The organism is Symmachiella macrocystis, assembly GCF_007860075.1.
Lineage (GTDB): Bacteria > Planctomycetota > Planctomycetia > Planctomycetales > Planctomycetaceae > Symmachiella > Symmachiella macrocystis.
Genome location: NZ_SJPP01000001.1, coordinates 3,457,164 through 3,477,443, shown reverse-complemented (window position 1 = coordinate 3,477,443; position 20,280 = coordinate 3,457,164). Strand labels below are relative to the sequence as shown.

Here is a 20,280-nt window from a genome sequence, read left to right as displayed (position 1 = left end):
GCGGCTGTGCGGACCGAAACCAATGCCGTTGGTCCATGCTTAGGTCATGCGAGAAAGACCAACTCGTTCTAAAACACGCCTGTGCCATCTCCTTGATCGATGCGTTCCATCCCCTCTGGTGGCTGGTCCCAGATTCCCTGTCCAGGCAACCCAGGCCGATCATCCCATCCCCTGCCGTCCGTAAATTCCATGAGTGGCCGTTTGGCTATGAGATCCTGAATCGCTTTCAATACTGCATCTCGGCGGTTTTCGGGGACGAGTATCAAAAATGGCTCTCCGTTCTTCATACGCCATTCGATCGTTTCTGTTGGATCCGTAGATGCATGCGCCCGTGGGCGGCCGATCACGATTTCGGTCAAAGTTGGAATTTGTCCCAGCGAGCTAATCACTTCGGGGTCGGCATCGAACGCATCGATGCGGATCCGCTCTAACGACGTCGATGCCTGGAGCGCACACAAGTCGTCGTGGGAAATGCGCGTTCCTAGCAGGTCCAGTCGTCGCAGCCCTTTCATTTCTGCCAACTCACGCCCCCCACCTTTGCTCACCTCAATGTTCGAAGCGTAAAGGGTCTCCACCGTTGACATCTGCGCCAACTCGCGGAAAGAGCTTTCGTCGAGCTCGCAACGCGAAAGGTTCAGAAGCTCAGTGCTGATTCCGGACAAGGACCCGCTCGGCAGGTCAGTCAGGCTCGAATGGCTTAAGTTTAAATTGCGAAGTTGGCGAAATCCTCCTATGGCCGTCAGACCGTGGATGTTGATTTCACATCCGCTGACGTCAAGATTTTCCAATTGTTCATTGACGGCGAAAAGCCCTGCGCCTGAAATCTCGCGGCCAGATAGTTTCAGTGTTCGCATCCGTTCCTTGGAAGCCAAGTGCCTTAGGTCGTCATCCCGGATAGTCACAACGCCCACGTCCAAGAATTCAAGCTGCGTGAGCAAATCAATACACCGCCAGTCCTCATCGCTCAATTCGTCTTGCCAGATCGACAACCCGACGATCGGTTTTGACTTGTCCTCGAACAATTGAAAATCCCCGTCATGGCGTTTCACATAGAGAAGATTCCCTTGCTGATCCAAGTGGTCAATCGCGGCGCTCAACGCAACTGCATGATCTCTAGCAGGTTTCTGTTGCGCGTAAAAAAGTGCGCCAACACCCGCGAAGAAAAGTGCGCCGAGAATGAGATACCAAGCCTGATTGTTGCTCGCGGCCATGGCGATATCCTAAACGATGATAGAGCGACCATTCGGCAGGATAGCATGCATGCCATGCCGGTTATCGCAGACGCCCTAGCGCGGTTTACGCCAGTCAATACAGCTGATCGGCAAAGTACCCACCGGTCGGTAGCGCGATCACGCCCCAGGTGGTTCCTTCGGCGATGTTCAACTCTTCGGACTGTGGTTTTTCGCCGGGAACATTAATGGTCAGCACGGTAGGGTTCTCTACCATAGCATGAAATTATTACACCATGCAAAACTGAAGTACACGAGATTTTAACTTTGTTAAAGGACTTGCGTTCAATTGCTCACGTAAACGGCGAGAGACGCAAATCTAAAATCGTGAACACTTGGTAAATATACCCGGTTTGAAAACTTCATACTCTGAAAGCGAACGCTACGACTTAACATCCAACCGAAACACCGGTTCCGCAGTGCCGTCGGCATCGACGCGCCACGGGGTCCACAGCAACGCGACCTCGTCGACGTCGATATCACTTTTGCGGGGACGCATGCTCAGTTCTTCCAGCTCCAACGCATCGACCTGAAACGCCTCTTCGAGTTGGTCCGCGTCCTCCTCGAATTGACGTTGCAAATCCTCTACCTGTTCGTTGAGGTTTTCGACTTTTTCTTCGGCGCGAGCGACGTCGCTGCGTTGTTGTGCGGCTCGGCCGGCGCTGCGCATCGAGGTCGAGGCGCGGCCGACGTTTGTGCGGCTGGCGATTTTGCGGCCGAATAAGGCGCCTAGAATCGTTGATCCGATCGAAATCACTGAATCGGTTGTCGCTCGGGTCGCTTGGGATTTCTCGCGTGCGACGCGTTCCTCAGCGGTTTGGATTTTTCCCTGCAGTCGCTGCAATTTTGTGGTAAAGCGGTCACGTATTTTTTCGACTTGCAGGTCCCGGTGTTCCCGCGCCGTCTGTGCGAGGCGAATGCGAAAATCTCCTTCCGCTTCTCCGGCTGCGGAATACGTTTTTAGCGCCGCGCATTTCCAAACAGATAGTTCTTGGCTTTGGTACAGATGTTCTTTCAGCTTTTTCTGCCATGTCGGATAGCTTTTCGCCTGCAAGCAGTCCGCCGGCACTGTGGCAAAATCGGCATCGATTTCCGGTTCGCTTTCGGTCTCCATCTGCGCGGCATCGATGGCTGTTGCCGCTTCCCACACATCGGACGGCATTTCTTCTCCGAGCGTCGACAGCAACGTCAGGTCTTGCCATTGATCGACCTTGTAAGTCGACTTGACGAAATGCAGTCGGGCTTTGCAAAACAGCGCCGGACGATACGTCAGTCGACTGTCGCGCGGCACGGCATGCGTACGGACCAAAAAGAGTTCGTCGACCTTTGCCGGCAGATGCGGACGTTTCTCAGCGACGTCGGTGGTTGGCTGTGTGTTCGCCAATTCAGGAGACGCTGCGGCGTCCTCGGCTGCTAGTTGTTTCTTGTCCGCCATCAACGTTTCGATTTGTCCCCGCGTGAGCGGCCCACGGAGATACGACAATGCCCAGCGGGTTTGGAACACCACAGGTTCGTCGTCGTGCACGTTGTTCATCAAGAACACGCGACTTCCCAAACCCGCAAGCGTCGCCTCCATTTTTTGGCGATCAAACCCCGTGCCTGCTTGTGCGGACGCCCCTTCCAAACCTTCCAATACGCGTGCCTTGTCCCGCTCGGTCTGCAGCCGCCCCAAAAACCACGTGCCGGTGTTCGACAGGCCTTTATAGTCCAGATCAACCGGGTTTTGTGTCGCCAGCACGACTCCCAATCCGTAGGCCCGTGCCTGTTTCAAAAGAGTGAGCATGGGAGTTTTCGATGGCGGATTGGCCGTCGGCGGGAAATATCCAAAGACTTCATCCATGTAGAGCAGCGCCCGTAAACTCGACGTCCCGGGTTGCGTGCGGACCCAGGCGAGGACTTCGTTGAGCAAGATCGTCACGAAGAACATTCGTTCCGCATCGGAGAGATGCGCGATGGAAATAATCGACAGCCGCGGTTTTCCTTCGGCCGTGTACAACAGGTTGCGGATGTTGAGCGGTTCGCCTTCCATCCAACTTGCAAACGACGGCGACGCCAATAGGTTATTGAGGTTCATCGCCAATTCGTTGCGGCTTTTCGCGGGAAAGAACGTTTCCAGATCGACCACACCGACGGTTTTAAACGGTGGATTTTGCACGCCGCGAATCAGCGATGCGACATCCAAATTACGTCCGTCGCGCCACGCCTGTTCAAAAATGTTGGACAGCAGAATATGTTCGCGACTACGAATCGGATCGGCGTCGATGCCCAACAGCGCCAACAGACCGGAGGTCGCCGAACTGATCCGCTCGCGCAGCGCATCGCTATCGTCGATGAGTTGTTGCGGCGGCGCGTCAAACGATCGCAGGATCGTCAACGGTAAGCCGGCATTGCTACCCGGGGTATAAATCCCGATATCGACCGCTTGGCGAAACTTGGCAATCCGCTCTGGCGTTTGCCCCCACTGTGCCAAACCATTGCGCCATTGATCGGCGGTCTTGGCGGCATATTCATCCGGCGTGAGACCGGCGCGTGTCGCCGCGCTCTCTTCGATCCAGGGGCGAAAATCGTCGGGCGCCAAATCAGGAAAGGTGAGCAACAGATTGCCCAGGTCCCCTTTGGGATCAATGGCGATCGCGGGAATGCCATCGATGGCAGCTTCTTCCAACAGCGACAAACACAAGCCGGTTTTCCCGCTGCCGGTCATCCCCACACAAACCGCGTGTGTGGTCAGATCTTTGGAGTCGTAGAGCAACAACTCATCGCGCAGTGCCGCGCGAGTCATGTCGAAGAGTTTGCCGAGATAAAACGCTCCCAGTTTCTCGAAATTCTGCACGACGTATTGCTCCGTGTCGCTGCGACTATAAATTCACGTTTTCAATGGTCTTTTGCGTAGCCGTCCCAGACCAACCCCTGCGAAATTTTTTCCTCTTTGCCCGCCTCCAGAGTCTTGAGCACCTCTTGCACGGTGGTCAATTTGGGCAATTCGCGAATCATGGCTTTGACCACAGCTGTGTCAACGCTTTTACTTCCCGGACCGGGTGCCCCTTCGACGAACGCCCGTTTTTGGTCAAAGACTGCCCAATAAATCGTCCGCTGATGATTTTTCGCACCGTCCCGAATGACGTCCGCATGTTTCCCTTGCGCCCGATTTCCGTTGATACGAAAAAGATCGGGGCGCTCAAAGATGACTGCGATCACGTTCCAATCTTTTTTACTGAACAATCCCATACTACACTCCCGGCTCGACCGCGAAATCGGTACCCGCCCACCTTCTGCATCATCGTTTTATCAATTCCACCAGTTGTCAGCCAGGGAAACCTAGTAGCCCCAACGGCCCGCTTGTCATAAAATGCGAAACGAATAAGTAACGTTTCCCAAGAAAGCTGATCCCCGCGTCCCGATTGCGAGGCACAACAACATGAGCAATAAGCCGATCTATATGCTGAACGTCCTGTGGTTCCAACCCGATGGCGGTGCGGCGCGTTATCGTGAGTACCTGAAGGCCTCGTGGCCGGTCGCGAAGAAGTACGGCGGAGTCAAGCTGGAATCGTACATCCCCGAGGCGAACGTGATCGGCGAATTGGATGCCGACTTGATCTTTATGGTCCGCTGGCCCGATCAAAGCAGTTTTGACGGCTTCATCGCTGATCCGGAATTCCAGGCGATCCGGCCGCTTCGCGAGAGGGCGATCACGAATTCGCTATTGATCCGCTGCCGCCGTGACGATTAAACAAGGACTCAACTGAGGCAAGTTAGGTCTTGTAACGTGTGCGGAGGGTGTTAGCCTCGCGGATTTCCGCTAAAATATTGCGACATTCCGCACCCCGGCGGTAACGCTCCTCGTTCTCTTCGCTGAGCCGCAGGGCCAGTTTGGAGCAGATGGCTGAGTTTTGCGTTCTGGAGAGCTGCGATGTTACGGACGATTGGGTGGGGATTGGCTGATAATCGTAGCGGGAGATGAAATACCGCAGCACCTTGGCATGTAGTTTGCTCACCCAACCGGCATGCCGGGGATTGTTTTCCAATTCCTGTAGGTCTCGCAGCCGATAATGCCAATCTTCAAAAAATTGGGAAGTGCCGGACATGAAAACCTCCTAGGTCGAGAAACCAATGGCGAGCAAGAATGGGAGATGTGCAGCAAGCTGCCGGTAGTCACCGGGACAGGCAACCAAATATAGTATACACTTAGTTGGGTAAACCTTGCAAAACAATAGGCCGTTACCAGGATCGGATTTTCCGAATTGTGGCGGTCGCAACGGCCTAAATGCGGAGACCACGGCAACACGATGACTGGTTTTAAGGTCGAACCGTTTCAGCGCCCGGAATTCATGGTGCGACTGGGACTCAGGCCCCCCTATTCGCCGTCTGACATTAAACAGGCGTATCGCCAAAAGGCGAAGACTGCGCACCCCGATGCCGGGGGCAGCGCCGCTGAATATACGGCCCTGCACGATGCCTACGAGCAAGCGCTCGATTTTGCCAAATTCCACGCCGGACGCAGCCGATGGATCGGCGAGGAAATGGAACTCTATATCGCGCGACTGGCAATCGTCACCGCTGTCGAAAGCCGCAACGGATATGTCACCATGCAACGGATCGAAGGTCTCCGCCCCTGGGTCGGGGAAGATTTCGGGCAGATCAAAGACAAACTCATCGCAATTCAATGGCGCGGCAAAGACGTTGATGATGAATCGCTGGCGAGTTTGATAGAAAATCAACAAGTGCTCTCCGACCTGCAACACTTGGATTTGGCGCACAGTAACGTCACCAGCGATGGCTTATTGCAACTGCACGGAATGACTGGGCTGACCGCACTGGACTTGCATGACACGCCGATCGACAACCGGGGACTCGAAGTAATTAAACAATTCGACCGCTTGGAGTGGTTGCACATCGGTGGAACCAAGATCAATTGGCGAGGCCGGATGAAGCTCAAACTCGCCCGCCCGCAACTCCATGTCGCCACCGGAACATCGAAGCACAAGCATCGCCGCTAAGAACGATGATGCGTTTGTGTAGTGATGCTTAGGCGTCCATTGTGATTTCTTCGCTAGCTCAGCGGGCAAAATGCAGCGCCGTGTATACCTTGGGATCCACCAAGGTCGTTGCGGGCGAAAACGACGCCAACCAATCATCGATCGTCACTAGCGGAACCGTGTGGACGACAATGTCCTCTGACTCGTCGCCGCCACCTGCATCAACTTGGCGCACCGGACCTGCGCGGAAAAACGAAATCACTTCGTTTGTTAAACCGGCCGATGTCGGTCCGCGAAAGAGATATTCGAACTCCTCCGCGTCATAGCCGGTTTCCTCACGCAATTCGCGTTTTGCGGCCTGCTCCAACAATTCCAATTCTTCGCCGGCAATATCCCCTGCCAGTCCCGCCGGTAAATCGATCACGCGGCGCTCCACCGGGGGGCGGTATTGTTCCGTCAAAATCAACTGTCGGTCCAGGGTGACAGCGACGACCGCGACCACTCCGCGACAGTTTGTTCGTTCGGCGTATTCCCAGCCATCGACCGACACGAGTTGCAAATGATTTCCCGCCGCGAGTATTTTCCGCTTAGGCATAATGCGTTCCGCTTGCTCGAGCACCCCGTATTGCTTGCCATCACCCCGCAGTGCTGTCGGCTGCCGTGGCTGATTCCTGCCGGCGCAGATGTTGGACCCAAGCCGGGGGCGCGTTGACAAAAACCCAATCCCGCGCGATGCGGTGATTGCCTAAATGTGTGCCCAAAATTTTGTCCAGGTCGGTCAGACGTTGTTTTTCGTCTGGTTTTGAAACCAATCGCCGCACCGGTCGGACGTACATATATTCAAAATAGGAGAGCGTTCCGCCTGGAGCCAACAACCGCCAATAACTCTCGAAGATTTCCTCTACCAATGCCGCCGGGAAATTGTTGAGCGGCAGACCGGAAATGATAAAATCGAACGGCTCGGAGGCTTCGAATTCCTGCAGCGGGCAAAGATGCACTTCGGAAAACTCGGCGACGGCGCGGAAGATATCCTCTTCGCTGAACAACCGATTTAGCGAGTCGACAAAGTTGTCGTTGAGTTCTACGAGGTCGAAACGATCCCCCGGTTTGAGATGCTTGACGATTTGACGTGTCACCGCTCCGGTGCCCGGTCCGACCTCTAAGACCCGCACCGGGCCGTCGTGCTTCTTCAGCGGACCGCTCAGCGCCGCCGCCAGAAATCGACCGCTGGGCGTGACGGCTCCAGTGGTTTCGAAGCGACTGCGGAATTCGCGAAAGAAATCCCGGTACTCGTTGAACATACGTTTCATAATGTTGCCGACAATTTTATTTTTTTGGCTAGTACCAGTTTCAAAACCCGGTTGCGATTGTTCTCGAAACATTCAAGTCAGTGTCAGTGGGACGCGTCAGAGGGTTTTGAAACTACTTGTAGTGTGATTCGACTACGGATTGCTCAACAGCCTGGGCGGCAATATCCAGCCCGGCCATCAGATTCCATGTTTCCAAAATACGTTGATACACCGCGCCCGGCCGACCTTCGCCGATGGATTGGCCATCGATTTTCGTGACCGGTAACACACAATACCCGGTTGATGAGGTAAATACCTCCTTGGCGACCAGTGCCTCGGCCAGCGTGATATTCTGCTCTTCGTAACCGGCACCTAAAAATTGGGCGATATCCCGCACGACCATCCGGCTGATTCCCCCAAGTGTGACTTCAGACCGCGGTGTCAGAATAGTATTCTCACGCACGATGAAAACATTACCCACACTGGTTTCGGTCAGATGCCCTTGGAAATCCAACATCAACGCCGACGCATCGGCGTCGATTTCTTGAGCCTGTCGATCGGCGAGATACCAATGCAGTCGGTTGCGGGATTTGATTTTCGGGTTGAGACACTCCGCGGGAATTTGTCGCATTTGTGGAACCACCAAATGCTGACCCTTTTGGTATTTGGCCGCCCACCGCGAAAATCGCAGTGGAATTGTTCGCACGTAGATCGTTGGCCCACGGTGATCCGGCGCCGCATTCATCGAATTGAGTCCGGCTGTGATCACGTGGTTGACCATCAACTCACCGGTTTTGCCCACAAGCGCCGCGTGGTGGTTGACGACGGTCTCCGTGATTTTGTGCCAGTCGTCACGGAGTAAATCGACGGCAATTCCCAGTTGATCGGCCGAAGCATTCAAACGGTCTAAATGATCGTCCAAGCGAAAACAACGTTGGCCAAACGTCCGCGTCATTTCCGTCACCGCGACGCCGTGTAGGCCCCAGTCCGCCAGCGATACACTCGCCTGCGACGCAGGAAGGTACTCTCCGTTGAGGTAGACAATCGGCTCGGCGGACATGAATGGATTTCGTTTTTATCGGGAAATACAGCGGGCGCTTAGAATAATCCAAACCGTGACGCCGCACCAGTGGCCCGCTAGCAGATTGTTGATGCGGTCTGCCGGACGTACTGACGGTTCTTGAAGCCAATGCTTACCCACACGAGCTGCCAGATAGCCGCAGGCTCACGCGCATTGCGGAAAGCGGCCCGGACGCCGTTCATCAGCGGCGGAAAGTGACGTCGATCAGATCCTGGAAACGACTCTGTTCGGTTTGGAAGGCTTGTTGACGTGATTCCAATTCCGCCTTGAGTTTTTCCAACTCTGATTGCTGCATCGCAAACCGTCCCTGTTCTTCGGTGATGCGGACGAGTGCTTCTTTGAGGGCCGCTTCATTCTCCTGGAACGTCGTCGCGCGTTGTTCCAGCTCGGCTTGCGTTTGCTGCAGTTTCTTCCGCTCCGCTTCCAAGCGACTGTCGGTCTCGTCGGCGGCCTGCGCCAGTTTGTTGCGTAGTTGTTCGGCTTCCGCCTGTAGCCTTGCGTTGTCCTGGCGTAACGATTCTTCAGCCTCTGCCGACATGCCGACAGATCTCTCGCCTTGCGCCACATCGGCAATGCTTTGTTGCAGGTCTTGCAATTCCGATTTGAGAGTTGTTTGTTCCTCGTCGATTTCCTGCAACCCCCGTTGTACGGGCTGCAGTTGCTGCCACAACGCCGAGCCATCGATGTCGGCCGAGGTGAGGTGAGAGCGATGCTCCCTGAACTCTTGAAGTTTCAGTCTCAACCAGTTGCGATGCTTCTCAAGGCGGGCGCGCTCCTCGCGCGTCTCTTCACGCTGGGGCTCGAATTTCTCCCGCTCGCGCTGTAACCGCCGTTCCTCCTGTTGGAATTTGGCCCGATCAATCTCAAACTGTTCCAATTCCTCATTGAAGGCCGCTTGCTCGTCTTCCAGCACCTGACGTTCGGCATGAATCTGCCGGCGTTCTTTGGCCAATTGGCGAAGGTCGGTATCAATCCCCCCCTCACCTCGATTGCTGGAAGTTTTCTTCAAACGCGACTCAAACGATTCGCGTTCTGTTTGTAATTGAATGCGTTCTTCATCCAGCGCCGTCTTTGCGGCCAGCACGCGCTCCAATTCTTTTTGAAGCCGCTGCTGCAGTTGTGCAACCTCTTTATCATCCACCGCCCCAGCTGTGGCGGCTTTCGAGGATTGACGCGGTTGCGCCATCAGTCGTTTTTTGGCTGCAGCCTCGGGATCGTCCTCTTCGATTTCCATCCGCAGGGCGTCAATACGTTCCAGCGCTTGCATGGCGCGGTTCGGAGCCCCTGCCTTGGCCGCGTCTTGCTTTGTATTGGAAGCGGGAGACTTCGTCTGTTGGAGGCGTTGCTTCGGCGGGACCAGCGGGCCGAGAGGGCCGTCCTCCATGGGGTCGACGGTTTCTCCCCACTCAGGAAATTCGCCGAGTTCTAGTTCCGCCAAGGTCTCCAGATCGAACGCCAACGCCCGCGAAGCAGTTTCTTCATCCGCCATAGCGGCGATCATCGATTCGCCGGCAATCTCCACAGCCACCCAGACTTCTTTGTCCATGCCTTGCGAAGCTTTGACCGCAAAGCAGATATTGGCGGCCCCCACAGCAGCCAACGCAGCCTTGGCGGCGTGCACCGCCTCGGGTGAGGCGAATTCCGGATCTTGGGCAGCGGCGTAAGCTTCTTCGGCATCGCGCGTAGCAGTGGCTGCTTTTTTCGCATCGACCGAGCCGCCCATAGCGAACTCTTCGGCGACGCGAATTGCCGCATTGATGGAATTTGTGCTCGATTGTTTGGTGGGGTGCTCATTCTCCAAGATATAGTGAGGCTGAATCCTTCGCGCGCAGCGTGACGCAAATGCGACCAGCGCACGCAACGGCAATCGCCTCAGTTGCTCTCCGTTGGAAAAATCACCCATGACACCTGATTGTCCACAATCCGTCTAATGAGGGGAGTTAACGGCAAACTTCGTCCTCGGCAAACCCGCATGACAGGTCCTGTCAGCTCCCACAAACAGGAACAATTGAGGGCGTTTCCCGATAGATTCAATCCATTTGACTAGCCACAACTTTTCTACACGGGCGCCGCGACCCATTTCTCCAATTTGGCCCGAAGGTCGTCCGGAGTGAAGGGCTTCACCAAATAATCAGTCACGCCGGCTTGAATTGCCGTGACCACCCGCGCCCGTTCGGCTTCGGTGGTAATCATGATAAAGGGCACGTCCTTGTTGGTCTCGCGGACCTTTTGCAGGAACGTCAGACCGTCCATGTTCGGCATATTCCAATCGCTCAACACAACATCGAAATTCGCGGCTTCGAATTGTGACAGAGCCTGTTGTCCATCTTCAGCTTCTGTGATATCTGTTTCGGCCAAACCCAATTTTAGCAGGCACCGCTTTTGAATGGTCCGCATTGTTCCCGAGTCGTCGGCCAGTAGTAATTTCATCGTTCAGATCCCTTGCTCATTTCGCAGATCAGTAAAAAAAGTTTCAACGAACTGCCCGGCAACAAAGACAACACGACTAAAACGCTTCACTGTCGAATCTTTGGTAGCGATCTCCAAGTCGCATAACAGTCGTCTGTTATGGCAACCGTAAGATCGTTTCAATTGTCCAGGTCGGGAGCGCATCGTCTGACGAAATATAGCTCAAGAATTAAGCAGTGTTAGAGAATTACGTTTGCTCCATGCAGAACCTGACCGCTAATAACGATTAGGGCGACTATGACGATTCGCCCATTGGCACTTGCCCTTAGTGCGCGCAGGTCTTGCGGTTGTATCCCGTCCAGCGGGTACTCTGCATGCGGCTTCACAGCTAGTGAAGAGTTAAGAATGTGTTCACAGTTCCAACGGATAACCCGTCAAACGTTCCACTCCGGTTTCTGTGACCACGTAATTCTCTTCCAGGCGAATCCCCGCGCGCAGTTCCGGTCCGTACAGCCCGGGCTCCGCGGTAAAGACATCGCCGACGGCAAACGTGTCTTCCCAGTGCGGATTGAGATGCGGGCCTTCATGGGGAAACAAGCCGATGCCGTGCCCGAGATGATGAAAGAATGCCTCCGGGCGGTATTCGTCAAGCATCTCCTGTGCGCGATGGAACAACTTCTGCGCGCTCAAACCGGGACGGACCGTTTCTTCGACCATTTGCAGCACATCAACAATGGCTTGCCAGGCATGTTGCTGCGCGTCGTTAATCGTTGCACCGACGCGCATCGTACGGCAATTGTCGGCAAAGTACCCGCGGTATCCCGGTCCCAAGTCGAGCACGAATAACTCCCCCGCCTCGGCAGCGCGGTTGCGTGGTTGGCCGCCGGGGGAATTGCATTGAAAATCGTTCCCAAAACCGGTCAGCGGTTCCCCTGCCACTTCCACCGCAGCGGCATGCAGCTGGTTATAAACCTCGATTTCGGTCACGCCCGGTTCGATCACCTCACGAGCGCGGGCATACATGGCGTCGGTGCAAGCGACCGCACGTCGAATCATGGCCAATTCGTCCGGATCTTTTGCCCGCCGTAAGCCCCACAACTCCGGTTCGAGGTCGATAATGGCAATGTCCGCAAACAATGGATCTAAATGGTGGCCCGCATTGGAAAACTCCACACCAACGCGACTCACAACCGACCGCCCGCTCCAGGCGGTGCTGAGAATCGCTACAATCGCCTCACGCTGATCCTGTCGCAATGTGCAATGCCATTGTGCCTCGAACGTCACCACCTCATCGGCCGCCGCATGCTCCGGCACGCTGTTGGGAGCCGCCAACAGACAATGCCCGTCAGCGTCCAAACTCACGGCGGCATTCAGCAATCCACCCGGACGAAAACCAGTGAAATACTGCACATGTTCCGGCTGAAACAACACGGCCCGCTGGATATCGAGACGCTCCATCACCACCAACAAACGTTGTTGCCGCCGACGGCAATCGTCCAAATCGAGCGTTAAGGGTTCGTACAAATTGCTCATCCACAGTATCCCTTGCATGGTTTGTTGTTTTTGCCGCTTTGTTCACTCAAAGTCTACAAAAACAACGCTACAAATGGGATGCGGCCCCTCAGTTCTTTGCGAGGCGGCGCGGCACAATCACAGCTTCGTCACCTATGGAAAGAGTCGCAAACCGCTGAAAATCGGCCCATCGACCGGTAGGAATTCGTCGCCGTCCTTGCCAGCGCAGGTATGAACGAGCATGATGAGAGTCCATCACGCCATAATTTTTATAAGACTTCAATCACGCCGCGCCCCGGCCGACCTGATTCCAGCGAATCCTCAAGGAAGTTCACGATGAAGCAAATGTTTGGGCCCCTCTGGGTCGTACTGTTGGCGGCAACCGTCACTGCTGTCGCTCCCGCGATTACGAATGCCGCTGACGAAAAAATTGTTGATACGCCATTCTTGCAAGATTATCGCGGCCCGTTTATCAAAGCCGCCGTCGCCAAAGGTCAAGGCGTTCGAAAGTCAGGGAACAATGTCCGAGCAATTGCGGTCGATACCAACGATAAGATCTGGGCAGCCACCGCCGCTGGATTGATGCATGTCCAGGAGGATCAATTGGTCCCTCCAGACGGTGCGACCGTCGATGGCTCCACGTATGCGGTTTTGGCAAATCCCGACGGCTCGTTGTGGGTTGGCGCATGGAATGGATTGTTTCGGGTCGCTGACGGTCAGGTCACGCAGGATACGGGGATCGAAGGACCGGTGACATTGCTCAGGTGGACAGGCAAACGGCTCTTTGCTGCCACTCCCCGCGGGCTGTTTGAAAAAACCAGCGATGCCTGGAAGAAGGTGGAAGGGCCGTGGGCTACGAATATTTATGACGTCGTGGTGACTGGCGAAGATCTTTATATTGCTGCTTGGTCTGGGTTGTATCGCCAATCGGCCGGCAAGACCGACTGGCTGCAAGGTCAGGAACAGGCGCTGAGCCGCCGCGTCAATTCACTGGCAGCGGATCGCAACGGGCATGTCTGGATCGGTTCCGCTGCGGGGATCGACATCTATCGCGACGGTCGTCGAGTTTCCGCCATCACCCCCGAACAAGGACTCCCCTCGACGAGCATCCAGTGTCTGGACTTGGGGCATGACGGACGACTTTGGGTGGGCACGGCCATCGGTGCCGCTCGGTTTGATGGCAAGACTTGGTCCTTCCGGCACAGCCTGCGTTGGCTGCCCAACGACGATGTGCGCGACATTGAATTTTTGAAAGACGGCTCAGCAGTCATCGCCACTGCGGACGGAATCAGCATTATTCGCCAACGGGAGATGACACTCGAATCGAAAGCGGATTTTTTTGATAAGCTCGTCCGCGCGCGACACGTCCGTCCCCCCGGCCTGATGGAACGTTGCCGGCTGCCAGTTCCTGGTGATATCTCAACGTTCGAACCGATGGACACCGACAACGACGGCATGTACACCGGCCTGTATATGGCGGCCGAGTCCTATCGTTATGCTGTCACGAAAGCAGCCGATGCCAAGGCGAACGCCACCGAAGCGTTTCGCGCTATGGAGTTTCTACAAACTGTGACCGGCACATCTGGATTCGTAGCCCGCACGGTGATTCCTGTCGAATGGAATCGCATGGCGGACGGCAACCGGACTTATACCGACGAAGAAGCCGCCGACCACTTTGCACGAGAGGCCCGTTGGAAAAAAGTAGAGATTCGTTGGCGAAAAAGCGACGACGGAAAATGGCTGTGGAAAGGGGACACCAGTTCCGACGAAATCACCGGCCATTTCTTTAGCTATCCGATCTACTACGACCTCGTCGCCGACGATGCCGAGAAAAAACGTGTCGCCGCCTTGGTCGGACGGATTATGGATCACATCATCAAGGGCGGATACGTCCTCCGCGACATCGATGGAGAAGCGACGCGTTGGGGCGTCTGGGCGCCCGAAAAGCTAAACGACGATCCTAACTGGTGGTTGGAACGGGGAGTCAATTCGGTCGAGGCGCTGACCTATCTGACGATCGCAAAGCATGTCACAGGCAACGAAAAATATGATCGCGAAATTGATCGACTGCTTTACAAAGAGCACTACGCGGAAAACATCCTCAAGCCGCTTAGAACCGGCAACGACTATTTCACTTACATCGGATATCAGTTGTTGGCGTTTTGTTATCCGGCGCTGCTGACCTATGAACAAGACCCCGCACGTCGTGTGCTCTATCGCGAAAGCATGGAAGCTTGGTTCGCCCCGGTGCGGCAGGATGATAGTCCGTTGTTTGGTTTCGCGTATGCTGCCTTCTCCGGCAGGAACGCAAACCTCAGCGCCTGTGCTGAACTTCTGCGGGACGTGCCGTTGGATCAGATTCAATACACCATTCACAACTCGCAGCGAGAGGATGTGGAGGTCGTGGGAGTCCCCGTTGAGGGGCGACGGCAAACCCGTCGTCTGCTGCCTCCCAGCGAACGGGCTGTGTTTCGTTGGGATCGAAACGTCTATTTCGTTGACCATGGGGCAGGCGGGCATTGGGAGGGGAGCACCGCGTTTTGGTTAATGCCCTATTGGATGGGACGGTACTACGACCTCATCACCCCGCCGGAGAAATAATTTCCAATACGGCCATTGTCCATTTCCAACTTGAATCTCGCAGCCTTGAGGCTGACAATGGCGAACGGCGTTATTCGTACGACGATCCATCGTGTATTCCAGGCAAGGAACTTCGATCATGCTCCAAGTCAAACGGTTTTTCCAGACAGTGGTTTTCGCAGCAGTACTATTCACTGGAGTCGCGACGAATAATGCCGCTTCGGCGGCTGAGGGAAATTTCCCCGAATTCATTGCCGTGGAAAAGCAGCCCTTTGTCGCCGCGACCGACCGCTTGCTGGAGGGTCTCGAATACGTCGGCGTGCCGTTGAGCGACGCTGACTTGCAGGCCATCGAAGCGGCAAAAAAACTCCCCGATGATCGTGACTGTGTGGCGGCGATTCAAAAAGTCCTCGACAAACGCTCACTGGCAGCCGTGCGGATCAACGCCGAAAGCCGCGTCTCGGTGGGCGAAGGGCCGGCCCCCAAAGAATTGATCGAACAAGGTTGGCGGACGTTCCTCATCAAGGTGCACAACGAAGCAGGCATCACCGCTAAACTGGTCGCGGACAGCCCCAACGCCCAACCGGTCTATATGCGCGGCAAGGGGGCGCGTCAGCGACCACAAACCGAGCAGAAACTCGTTCCTGCCGGTGCGGGTGAGTCACGGTTCCTTGACATCAACATGTTCGACAAACAACCACTCAAACCAACCCTCTCAGGATTGGAAGCTGAGTATCGGATCATCCAGCTTTACAGCCGTGACGTGGGCAAACGAGAAGCCAAGTTGGCATTCAACGTAGGGCAGGGGACCCAGGACCTCGGATTTCGCAATGCCGTACCAATCTTGTTCGATAGCGTGCCGGCGGTCGAGGTGACGTTGGGTATCAAGGACTTCGATGGCGAACCGACCACAGCGTCGCTCATCATTCGCGACGAGAAAGGACGCGTCTATCCCAATCCCGCACGCCGCATGGCGCCGGACTTTTTCTTTCACGATCAAATCTATCGTGCAGACGGCGAGTCGGTCCACCTGCCACCGGGTGAGTATACAGTCGTCTTCAATCGCGGCCCGGAATATTATGTCGACACCTTCCCCTTGACCGTCAAATCAGACGTGAAGAGTCAACAGGCCGACTTCAAATTGCGACGTTGGACGCATCCGGCCAAACAACGCTGGTTCTCCGGCGACCATCACGTCCACGCCGCCGGTTGCGCGCATTACGACAGCCCAACCGAAGGGGTCACGCCGGCCGATATGATGCGACACATTCTCGGCGAAGACCTCAACGTCGGTTGCGTACTCAGTTGGGGGCCTTGCTGGTACACGCAAAAGCAATATTTCGAAGGCAAGACCTCTGCCTTGTCGCGGCCCAACTATTTAATGCGGTATGACGTCGAGGTCAGTGGATTCCCCTCGTCCCATGCCGGACATCTCTGCTTGTTGCGGCTCAACGAAGACGACTACGAAGGGACTGAACTCATCGAAGAATGGCCGAGTTGGACGTTGCCCGTTTTGGCCTGGGGGAAAAAACAAGGGGGCGTCGTCGGCTACAGCCACAGCGGTTGGGGCTTGGAGTTGCCCGACTACGACGATCGCGGTAACCGCGTGCCGAACAAAAAAGGCAAAGCGGCGGACAAGCTCCCCGACTATGCGATGCCTCCCTTTGACGGCATCGGCGCTAACGAATACATCGTGACCGTCACCCACGACGTCTGCGACTTCATCTCCGCCGTCGACACCCCATCGATTTGGGAATTGAACATCTGGTACCACACGCTCAACTGCGGGTACCGCGCTCGCATCAGCGGCGAAACCGATTTCCCCTGCATCTATGGTGACAAAGTCGGACTGGGTCGCATTTATGTCAAACTCCCCGAAGACCAGGAACTGAATTACGACAACTGGGTTGCCGGCCTGAAGGATGGCCGCAGTTACTGCGGCGACGGGTTGAGTCATATCGTTGATTTCAAAGTCAACAATGTCGGCGTCGGCGAAGCGGGCAGCGGCGGAGAAATCAGCCAGTTGGATATCCCCGAAGCAGGCACGGTTAAAGTTGAGTTTGACGTCTCCGCATTACTAGCTGAAGAACCAACGCCCGAAACCGAACGAATCCGCAATCGACGCCTCGACGAAAAACCGTATTGGCATCTCGAACGCGCACGAGTCGGCGAGACACGGACCGTGCCGGTAGAAGTCATCGTCAACGGCTATCCCGTTGCGACAAAACACATCGTGGCTGACGGCAAGACGCAGCATTTGAGTTTTGGTGTCAAGATCGACAAATCGAGTTGGATCGCTGTGCGAATTTTGCCCTCGGTGCACACCAACCCGGTGTTCGTGCAAGTCGGCGACAAACCGATTCGCGCCAGCCGCCGCAGCGCACAATGGTGCTTGGATGCGGTCGACGTTTGCTGGGATCGTAAAGAAGGCCGCATCGGTGTTCGCCGCCCGGAAGAAAAACAACAAGCTGCCGACGCCTACCAAAAAGCGAGAGAAAGTTACAAAAAAATCCTGGAAGAATCAGCCGCCGAGTGATCATGTGTCCATTGTGGGTGCGTAAGCGCGCATTCGTGTTTTATCCGCGTCCCATCTGTGGCTAAGAATTCGACCAACGGGAAGTCAACCGGGCCTTTGTATTTCGAGTACGAATTATGATCTGTATCCCCATTGCGCCGGAATCGCACACGTTGGCTCGGGCCGACTTGTACAATGCCGAGCCACAGTGCGACGTCGTTGAAATCCGGCTGGACTGCCTGCACAAGACACCCAATGTGGCCAAGCTAATCGAAGGCCGCCGCAAACCGGTGATGATTTCTTGCCGCCGTCAAGAGGATGGTGGTTCTTGGAACCGCGATGAGCAGGAACGCGTGACGGTTCTACGACAAGCGATTGCTGATGGACCGGAGTTCGTGGATATCGACGTCGACATCGCCGCCAAGATTCCCCGTTACGGACCGACGATGCGGATCGTCAGTTTTACGCATTCGCAAGGCTCGTTGCCCGACCTTAAGACAATCTACCAGCGGGCGTGTGATGCCGACGCCGACATGGTGAGATTCACCGCTCCCACGCCGACGCTCGAGGCCGCTTGGCCGTTGCTGTTGGCGCTGAACTTCCAAGGCAAGGCGCCGGTCATCGTTAGCGGAACAGGCGATGCCGGGCTGACGCTGGCACTGACGAGTTGCAAGTTGGGATCGCCGTTTATTTATGCCGCGCTCGAACGGGGTATGGAGGTCCAAGAGGGGCAAATCAGTGTCCGTGAACTGGAAGCGACGTATCGCTGGCGAGATATTTCGCAGCAAACCCACCTGGTGGCTGTGATGGGATTTGATGTGCCGCAAATAAAGACCGTACGCGCCCTCAACGCAGCCTTCGCCCACTCACATCTCAACATCCGCTGCTTACCGGTCGAAACACAATTGTTGGAACGGATGATGCAGATGCTGGAAAAACTGCATATCAAAGCAGCACTGCTCGACCCTAAGAATCGCGAAACCATGCTGCGTCTCGCCGACCACATTGAAAATTCGGCAGAGATCTCACAGCAAGCCGACATGCTGCTGAAGTCCGACAAAGGTTGGACAGCTTACAGCACGCTGTGGCGGTCCGCGCTCAAGGCCTTGGAAACGACACTCGGCCCCGCGCGCGGCGATCAAAAACCACTCGATCACCGCAACGTGTTGGTCGTCGGCGGCAATTCCACAGCCCGTGCTGCCATCTACGCCAGCAAACGCCGCGACACAATCCTCAGCATCACAGCCGGAGACGACAAACGCGCACAGTTATTATCGCAATTGTTCAACCTCCGCTACGTCCCCACAGCCAACCTGTTCTCCACGCTGTGCGATGTGATCATCTCCACCGAAAGCGAATTTGAACCAGGGCGAAAAACCAAATTGCCCGCTAGTTTTCTGCGAGATTCGATGGCCGTCATGGACCTCGACGGCATGCCTGAAGACACACCGTTTATCCAAGAAGCACGCTCACGGTACTGCAAAGTCGTCGAACCGGTCAAAATCTCTGTCGAACAACTCGCCTCACAATTCACCGCCATCTCCGGCCAACCCGCACCGCTGGAAGTCCTCGAAACGGCATTGAAGGCGGAGTGATTGACAGGAAAAAGTCTATCGCGTCCCCCTGTTAATTCTTAGTCTTGCGAACCTTCGCAGCGATGCGCGCCAACACCTGATGTGCCCGTCGCTCCCCATCGCTGACCGCGCTAGCGTGAGCCCCGTTCATGTTGACGAACAATGTCTGCACCATCTTGCGATAGCCTTCGAACTCGCGTTGGGCGTGCTGAATGCCGTCAAAGACTTGTTTGGGAACGATGTATTGCTCGTACGTCTGTTTCATCCAATCCCGTTTGGGCGCCGACGTCGTATCTCCCACGTCACAATCCTTCAGATATCGTGATACCCGCGAAGCAGTTTCGCGCAACCAACGCCGCGCGTCCATCCACGCCGCCTTGTCCGCCGTATCCGCGAACAGTTGCTCTTCATGGTTTAAGTCGCGATTCAGCGAGCCCAAACGGGACAGGGTATCGACCAATTTCTTGCGGCAGAGCGCCAAGTCCCGCTCGGCTTTGACTATCGCTTTCCAATCGGTGTCGATGTTTTCAAACAGATCGCCGATATCTGACGGCACTGTGCCACTGGGCATCGGTGCGAATGGCGGAGCTGAAGTGGATGCGGCGGGAGGTGCAACCGGCATGGTCGGAGCGAGTAATGAAATCGCTATTCCCGAATCCACTCCAGGGACCGGATCGGTCAACGGTTGATCAAAATACGCCGACGCCCCCTGTTGAGCGTCATAGGTAACCCCATATTGTGTCCATTGCCAAACGCACCCCGGCTCCAGTCCCAACCAACTCAGGACCGTTCGCAACGTCAACTGCTGGCGTTGCGGATAGCTGCGGAAGGTCTCGTCAGGGATATTCACCACGACACCGAATGGCAAATGGGACGGCTTGTACCAGGCCCAAAGAATCTGCTGCGACGAATCCCCGCAAGGAACCCGTTCCCAACTCTGTGATGCAGGCCGGGTCTTAAAATTCGCGATAACGGCTGAGAGACGAGCGCTTCCCTCGATATCAATTTGGCTCATCGGCTTGTTCGCCCTTACCCCTGGACCTCTGAATCTTGGTAGCCCCCAATGGGTGCTTTTTGTTTTTCAATGGATTGCTGGGAACAGCGTTCAGTCCGCC

The 20,280-nt window shown here is 55.5% G+C and carries 17 protein-coding genes; 5 read left to right on the top strand and 12 right to left on the bottom strand.

Annotated elements, in window-relative coordinates; translation table 11 throughout:
* Window positions 1-68: 68 nt before the first annotated feature.
* From CA54_RS13485 to CA54_RS13475, 4 genes are all read right to left on the bottom strand, one after another.
* On the bottom strand, window positions 69-1,211 hold the full coding sequence (locus tag CA54_RS13485; RefSeq protein ID WP_146371259.1) for a hypothetical protein: 1,143 nt from the start codon (window positions 1,209-1,211) through the stop codon (window positions 69-71).
* A 94-nt stretch (window positions 1,212-1,305) separates the two neighbouring features.
* Window positions 1,306-1,446 (bottom strand): hypothetical protein, encoded by a 141-nt coding sequence (locus CA54_RS29350; protein WP_197532441.1) that lies wholly within the window; start codon window positions 1,444-1,446, stop codon window positions 1,306-1,308.
* A gap of 165 nt (window positions 1,447-1,611) precedes the next feature.
* Window positions 1,612-4,062 (bottom strand): ATP-binding protein, encoded by a 2,451-nt coding sequence (locus tag CA54_RS13480; protein ID WP_231963053.1) that lies wholly within the window; start codon window positions 4,060-4,062, stop codon window positions 1,612-1,614.
* Window positions 4,063-4,103: 41 nt separating this feature from the next.
* Complete coding sequence (locus tag CA54_RS13475) at window positions 4,104-4,457, bottom strand: hypothetical protein (RefSeq protein WP_145379212.1); 354 nt, start codon at window positions 4,455-4,457, stop codon at window positions 4,104-4,106.
* A 190-nt stretch (window positions 4,458-4,647) separates the two neighbouring features.
* Here CA54_RS13475 and CA54_RS13470 point away from each other — a divergent pair, with 190 nt between their 5' ends.
* The gene (locus CA54_RS13470) at window positions 4,648-4,959 is read left to right on the top strand and encodes a DUF1330 domain-containing protein (protein WP_146371257.1); all 312 of its coding nucleotides are present in this window, start codon (window positions 4,648-4,650) and stop codon (window positions 4,957-4,959) included.
* A gap of 22 nt (window positions 4,960-4,981) precedes the next feature.
* Here CA54_RS13470 and CA54_RS13465 read toward each other — a convergent pair whose 3' ends face one another.
* The gene (locus CA54_RS13465) at window positions 4,982-5,314 is read right to left on the bottom strand and encodes a hypothetical protein (protein WP_146371256.1); all 333 of its coding nucleotides are present in this window, start codon (window positions 5,312-5,314) and stop codon (window positions 4,982-4,984) included.
* A gap of 201 nt (window positions 5,315-5,515) precedes the next feature.
* Between CA54_RS13465 and CA54_RS13460 the strand changes: the two genes are divergently transcribed.
* Window positions 5,516-6,226 (top strand): hypothetical protein, encoded by a 711-nt coding sequence (locus CA54_RS13460; protein WP_146371255.1) that lies wholly within the window; start codon window positions 5,516-5,518, stop codon window positions 6,224-6,226.
* Between the two features lie 58 nt (window positions 6,227-6,284).
* Here CA54_RS13460 and CA54_RS13455 read toward each other — a convergent pair whose 3' ends face one another.
* The 6 genes from CA54_RS13455 to CA54_RS13430 form a co-directional block, all read right to left on the bottom strand.
* Window positions 6,285-6,800 (bottom strand): NUDIX hydrolase, encoded by a 516-nt coding sequence (locus CA54_RS13455; RefSeq protein WP_146371254.1) that lies wholly within the window; start codon window positions 6,798-6,800, stop codon window positions 6,285-6,287.
* A 40-nt stretch (window positions 6,801-6,840) separates the two neighbouring features.
* Window positions 6,841-7,515: a class I SAM-dependent methyltransferase gene (locus CA54_RS13450; protein ID WP_197532440.1), complete on the bottom strand. Its 675-nt coding sequence runs from the start codon at window positions 7,513-7,515 to the stop codon at window positions 6,841-6,843.
* Between the two features lie 112 nt (window positions 7,516-7,627).
* Window positions 7,628-8,554 (bottom strand): aminotransferase class IV, encoded by a 927-nt coding sequence (locus CA54_RS13445; protein WP_146371252.1) that lies wholly within the window; start codon window positions 8,552-8,554, stop codon window positions 7,628-7,630.
* A 202-nt stretch (window positions 8,555-8,756) separates the two neighbouring features.
* Window positions 8,757-10,478 (bottom strand): hypothetical protein, encoded by a 1,722-nt coding sequence (locus CA54_RS13440; RefSeq protein WP_146371251.1) that lies wholly within the window; start codon window positions 10,476-10,478, stop codon window positions 8,757-8,759.
* A gap of 155 nt (window positions 10,479-10,633) precedes the next feature.
* On the bottom strand, window positions 10,634-11,005 hold the full coding sequence (locus tag CA54_RS13435; RefSeq protein WP_146371250.1) for a response regulator: 372 nt from the start codon (window positions 11,003-11,005) through the stop codon (window positions 10,634-10,636).
* A 390-nt stretch (window positions 11,006-11,395) separates the two neighbouring features.
* Window positions 11,396-12,517 (bottom strand): M24 family metallopeptidase, encoded by a 1,122-nt coding sequence (locus CA54_RS13430; protein ID WP_146371249.1) that lies wholly within the window; start codon window positions 12,515-12,517, stop codon window positions 11,396-11,398.
* 315 nt (window positions 12,518-12,832) lie between these two features.
* Here CA54_RS13430 and CA54_RS13425 point away from each other — a divergent pair, with 315 nt between their 5' ends.
* The 3 genes from CA54_RS13425 (at window position 12,833) to CA54_RS13415 (ending at window position 19,186) form a co-directional block, all read left to right on the top strand.
* Window positions 12,833-15,097 carry a two-component regulator propeller domain-containing protein gene (locus CA54_RS13425; protein ID WP_146371248.1) on the top strand — a complete coding sequence of 755 codons (2,265 nt, stop codon included), beginning with the start codon at window positions 12,833-12,835 and terminating at the stop codon, window positions 15,095-15,097.
* Window positions 15,098-15,215: 118 nt separating this feature from the next.
* Window positions 15,216-17,612: a CehA/McbA family metallohydrolase gene (locus tag CA54_RS13420; RefSeq protein WP_197532439.1), complete on the top strand. Its 2,397-nt coding sequence runs from the start codon at window positions 15,216-15,218 to the stop codon at window positions 17,610-17,612.
* Between the two features lie 116 nt (window positions 17,613-17,728).
* Entirely contained in the window at window positions 17,729-19,186 is a 1,458-nt protein-coding gene (locus CA54_RS13415; RefSeq protein ID WP_146371247.1) for a type I 3-dehydroquinate dehydratase, read from the top strand.
* A gap of 31 nt (window positions 19,187-19,217) precedes the next feature.
* Here the strand turns inward: CA54_RS13415 and CA54_RS13410 are convergent, their stop codons facing one another.
* Window positions 19,218-20,180, bottom strand: coding sequence for a hypothetical protein (locus tag CA54_RS13410; protein WP_146371246.1), 963 nt, complete (start codon window positions 20,178-20,180; stop codon window positions 19,218-19,220).
* Window positions 20,181-20,280 lie beyond the last annotated feature (100 nt).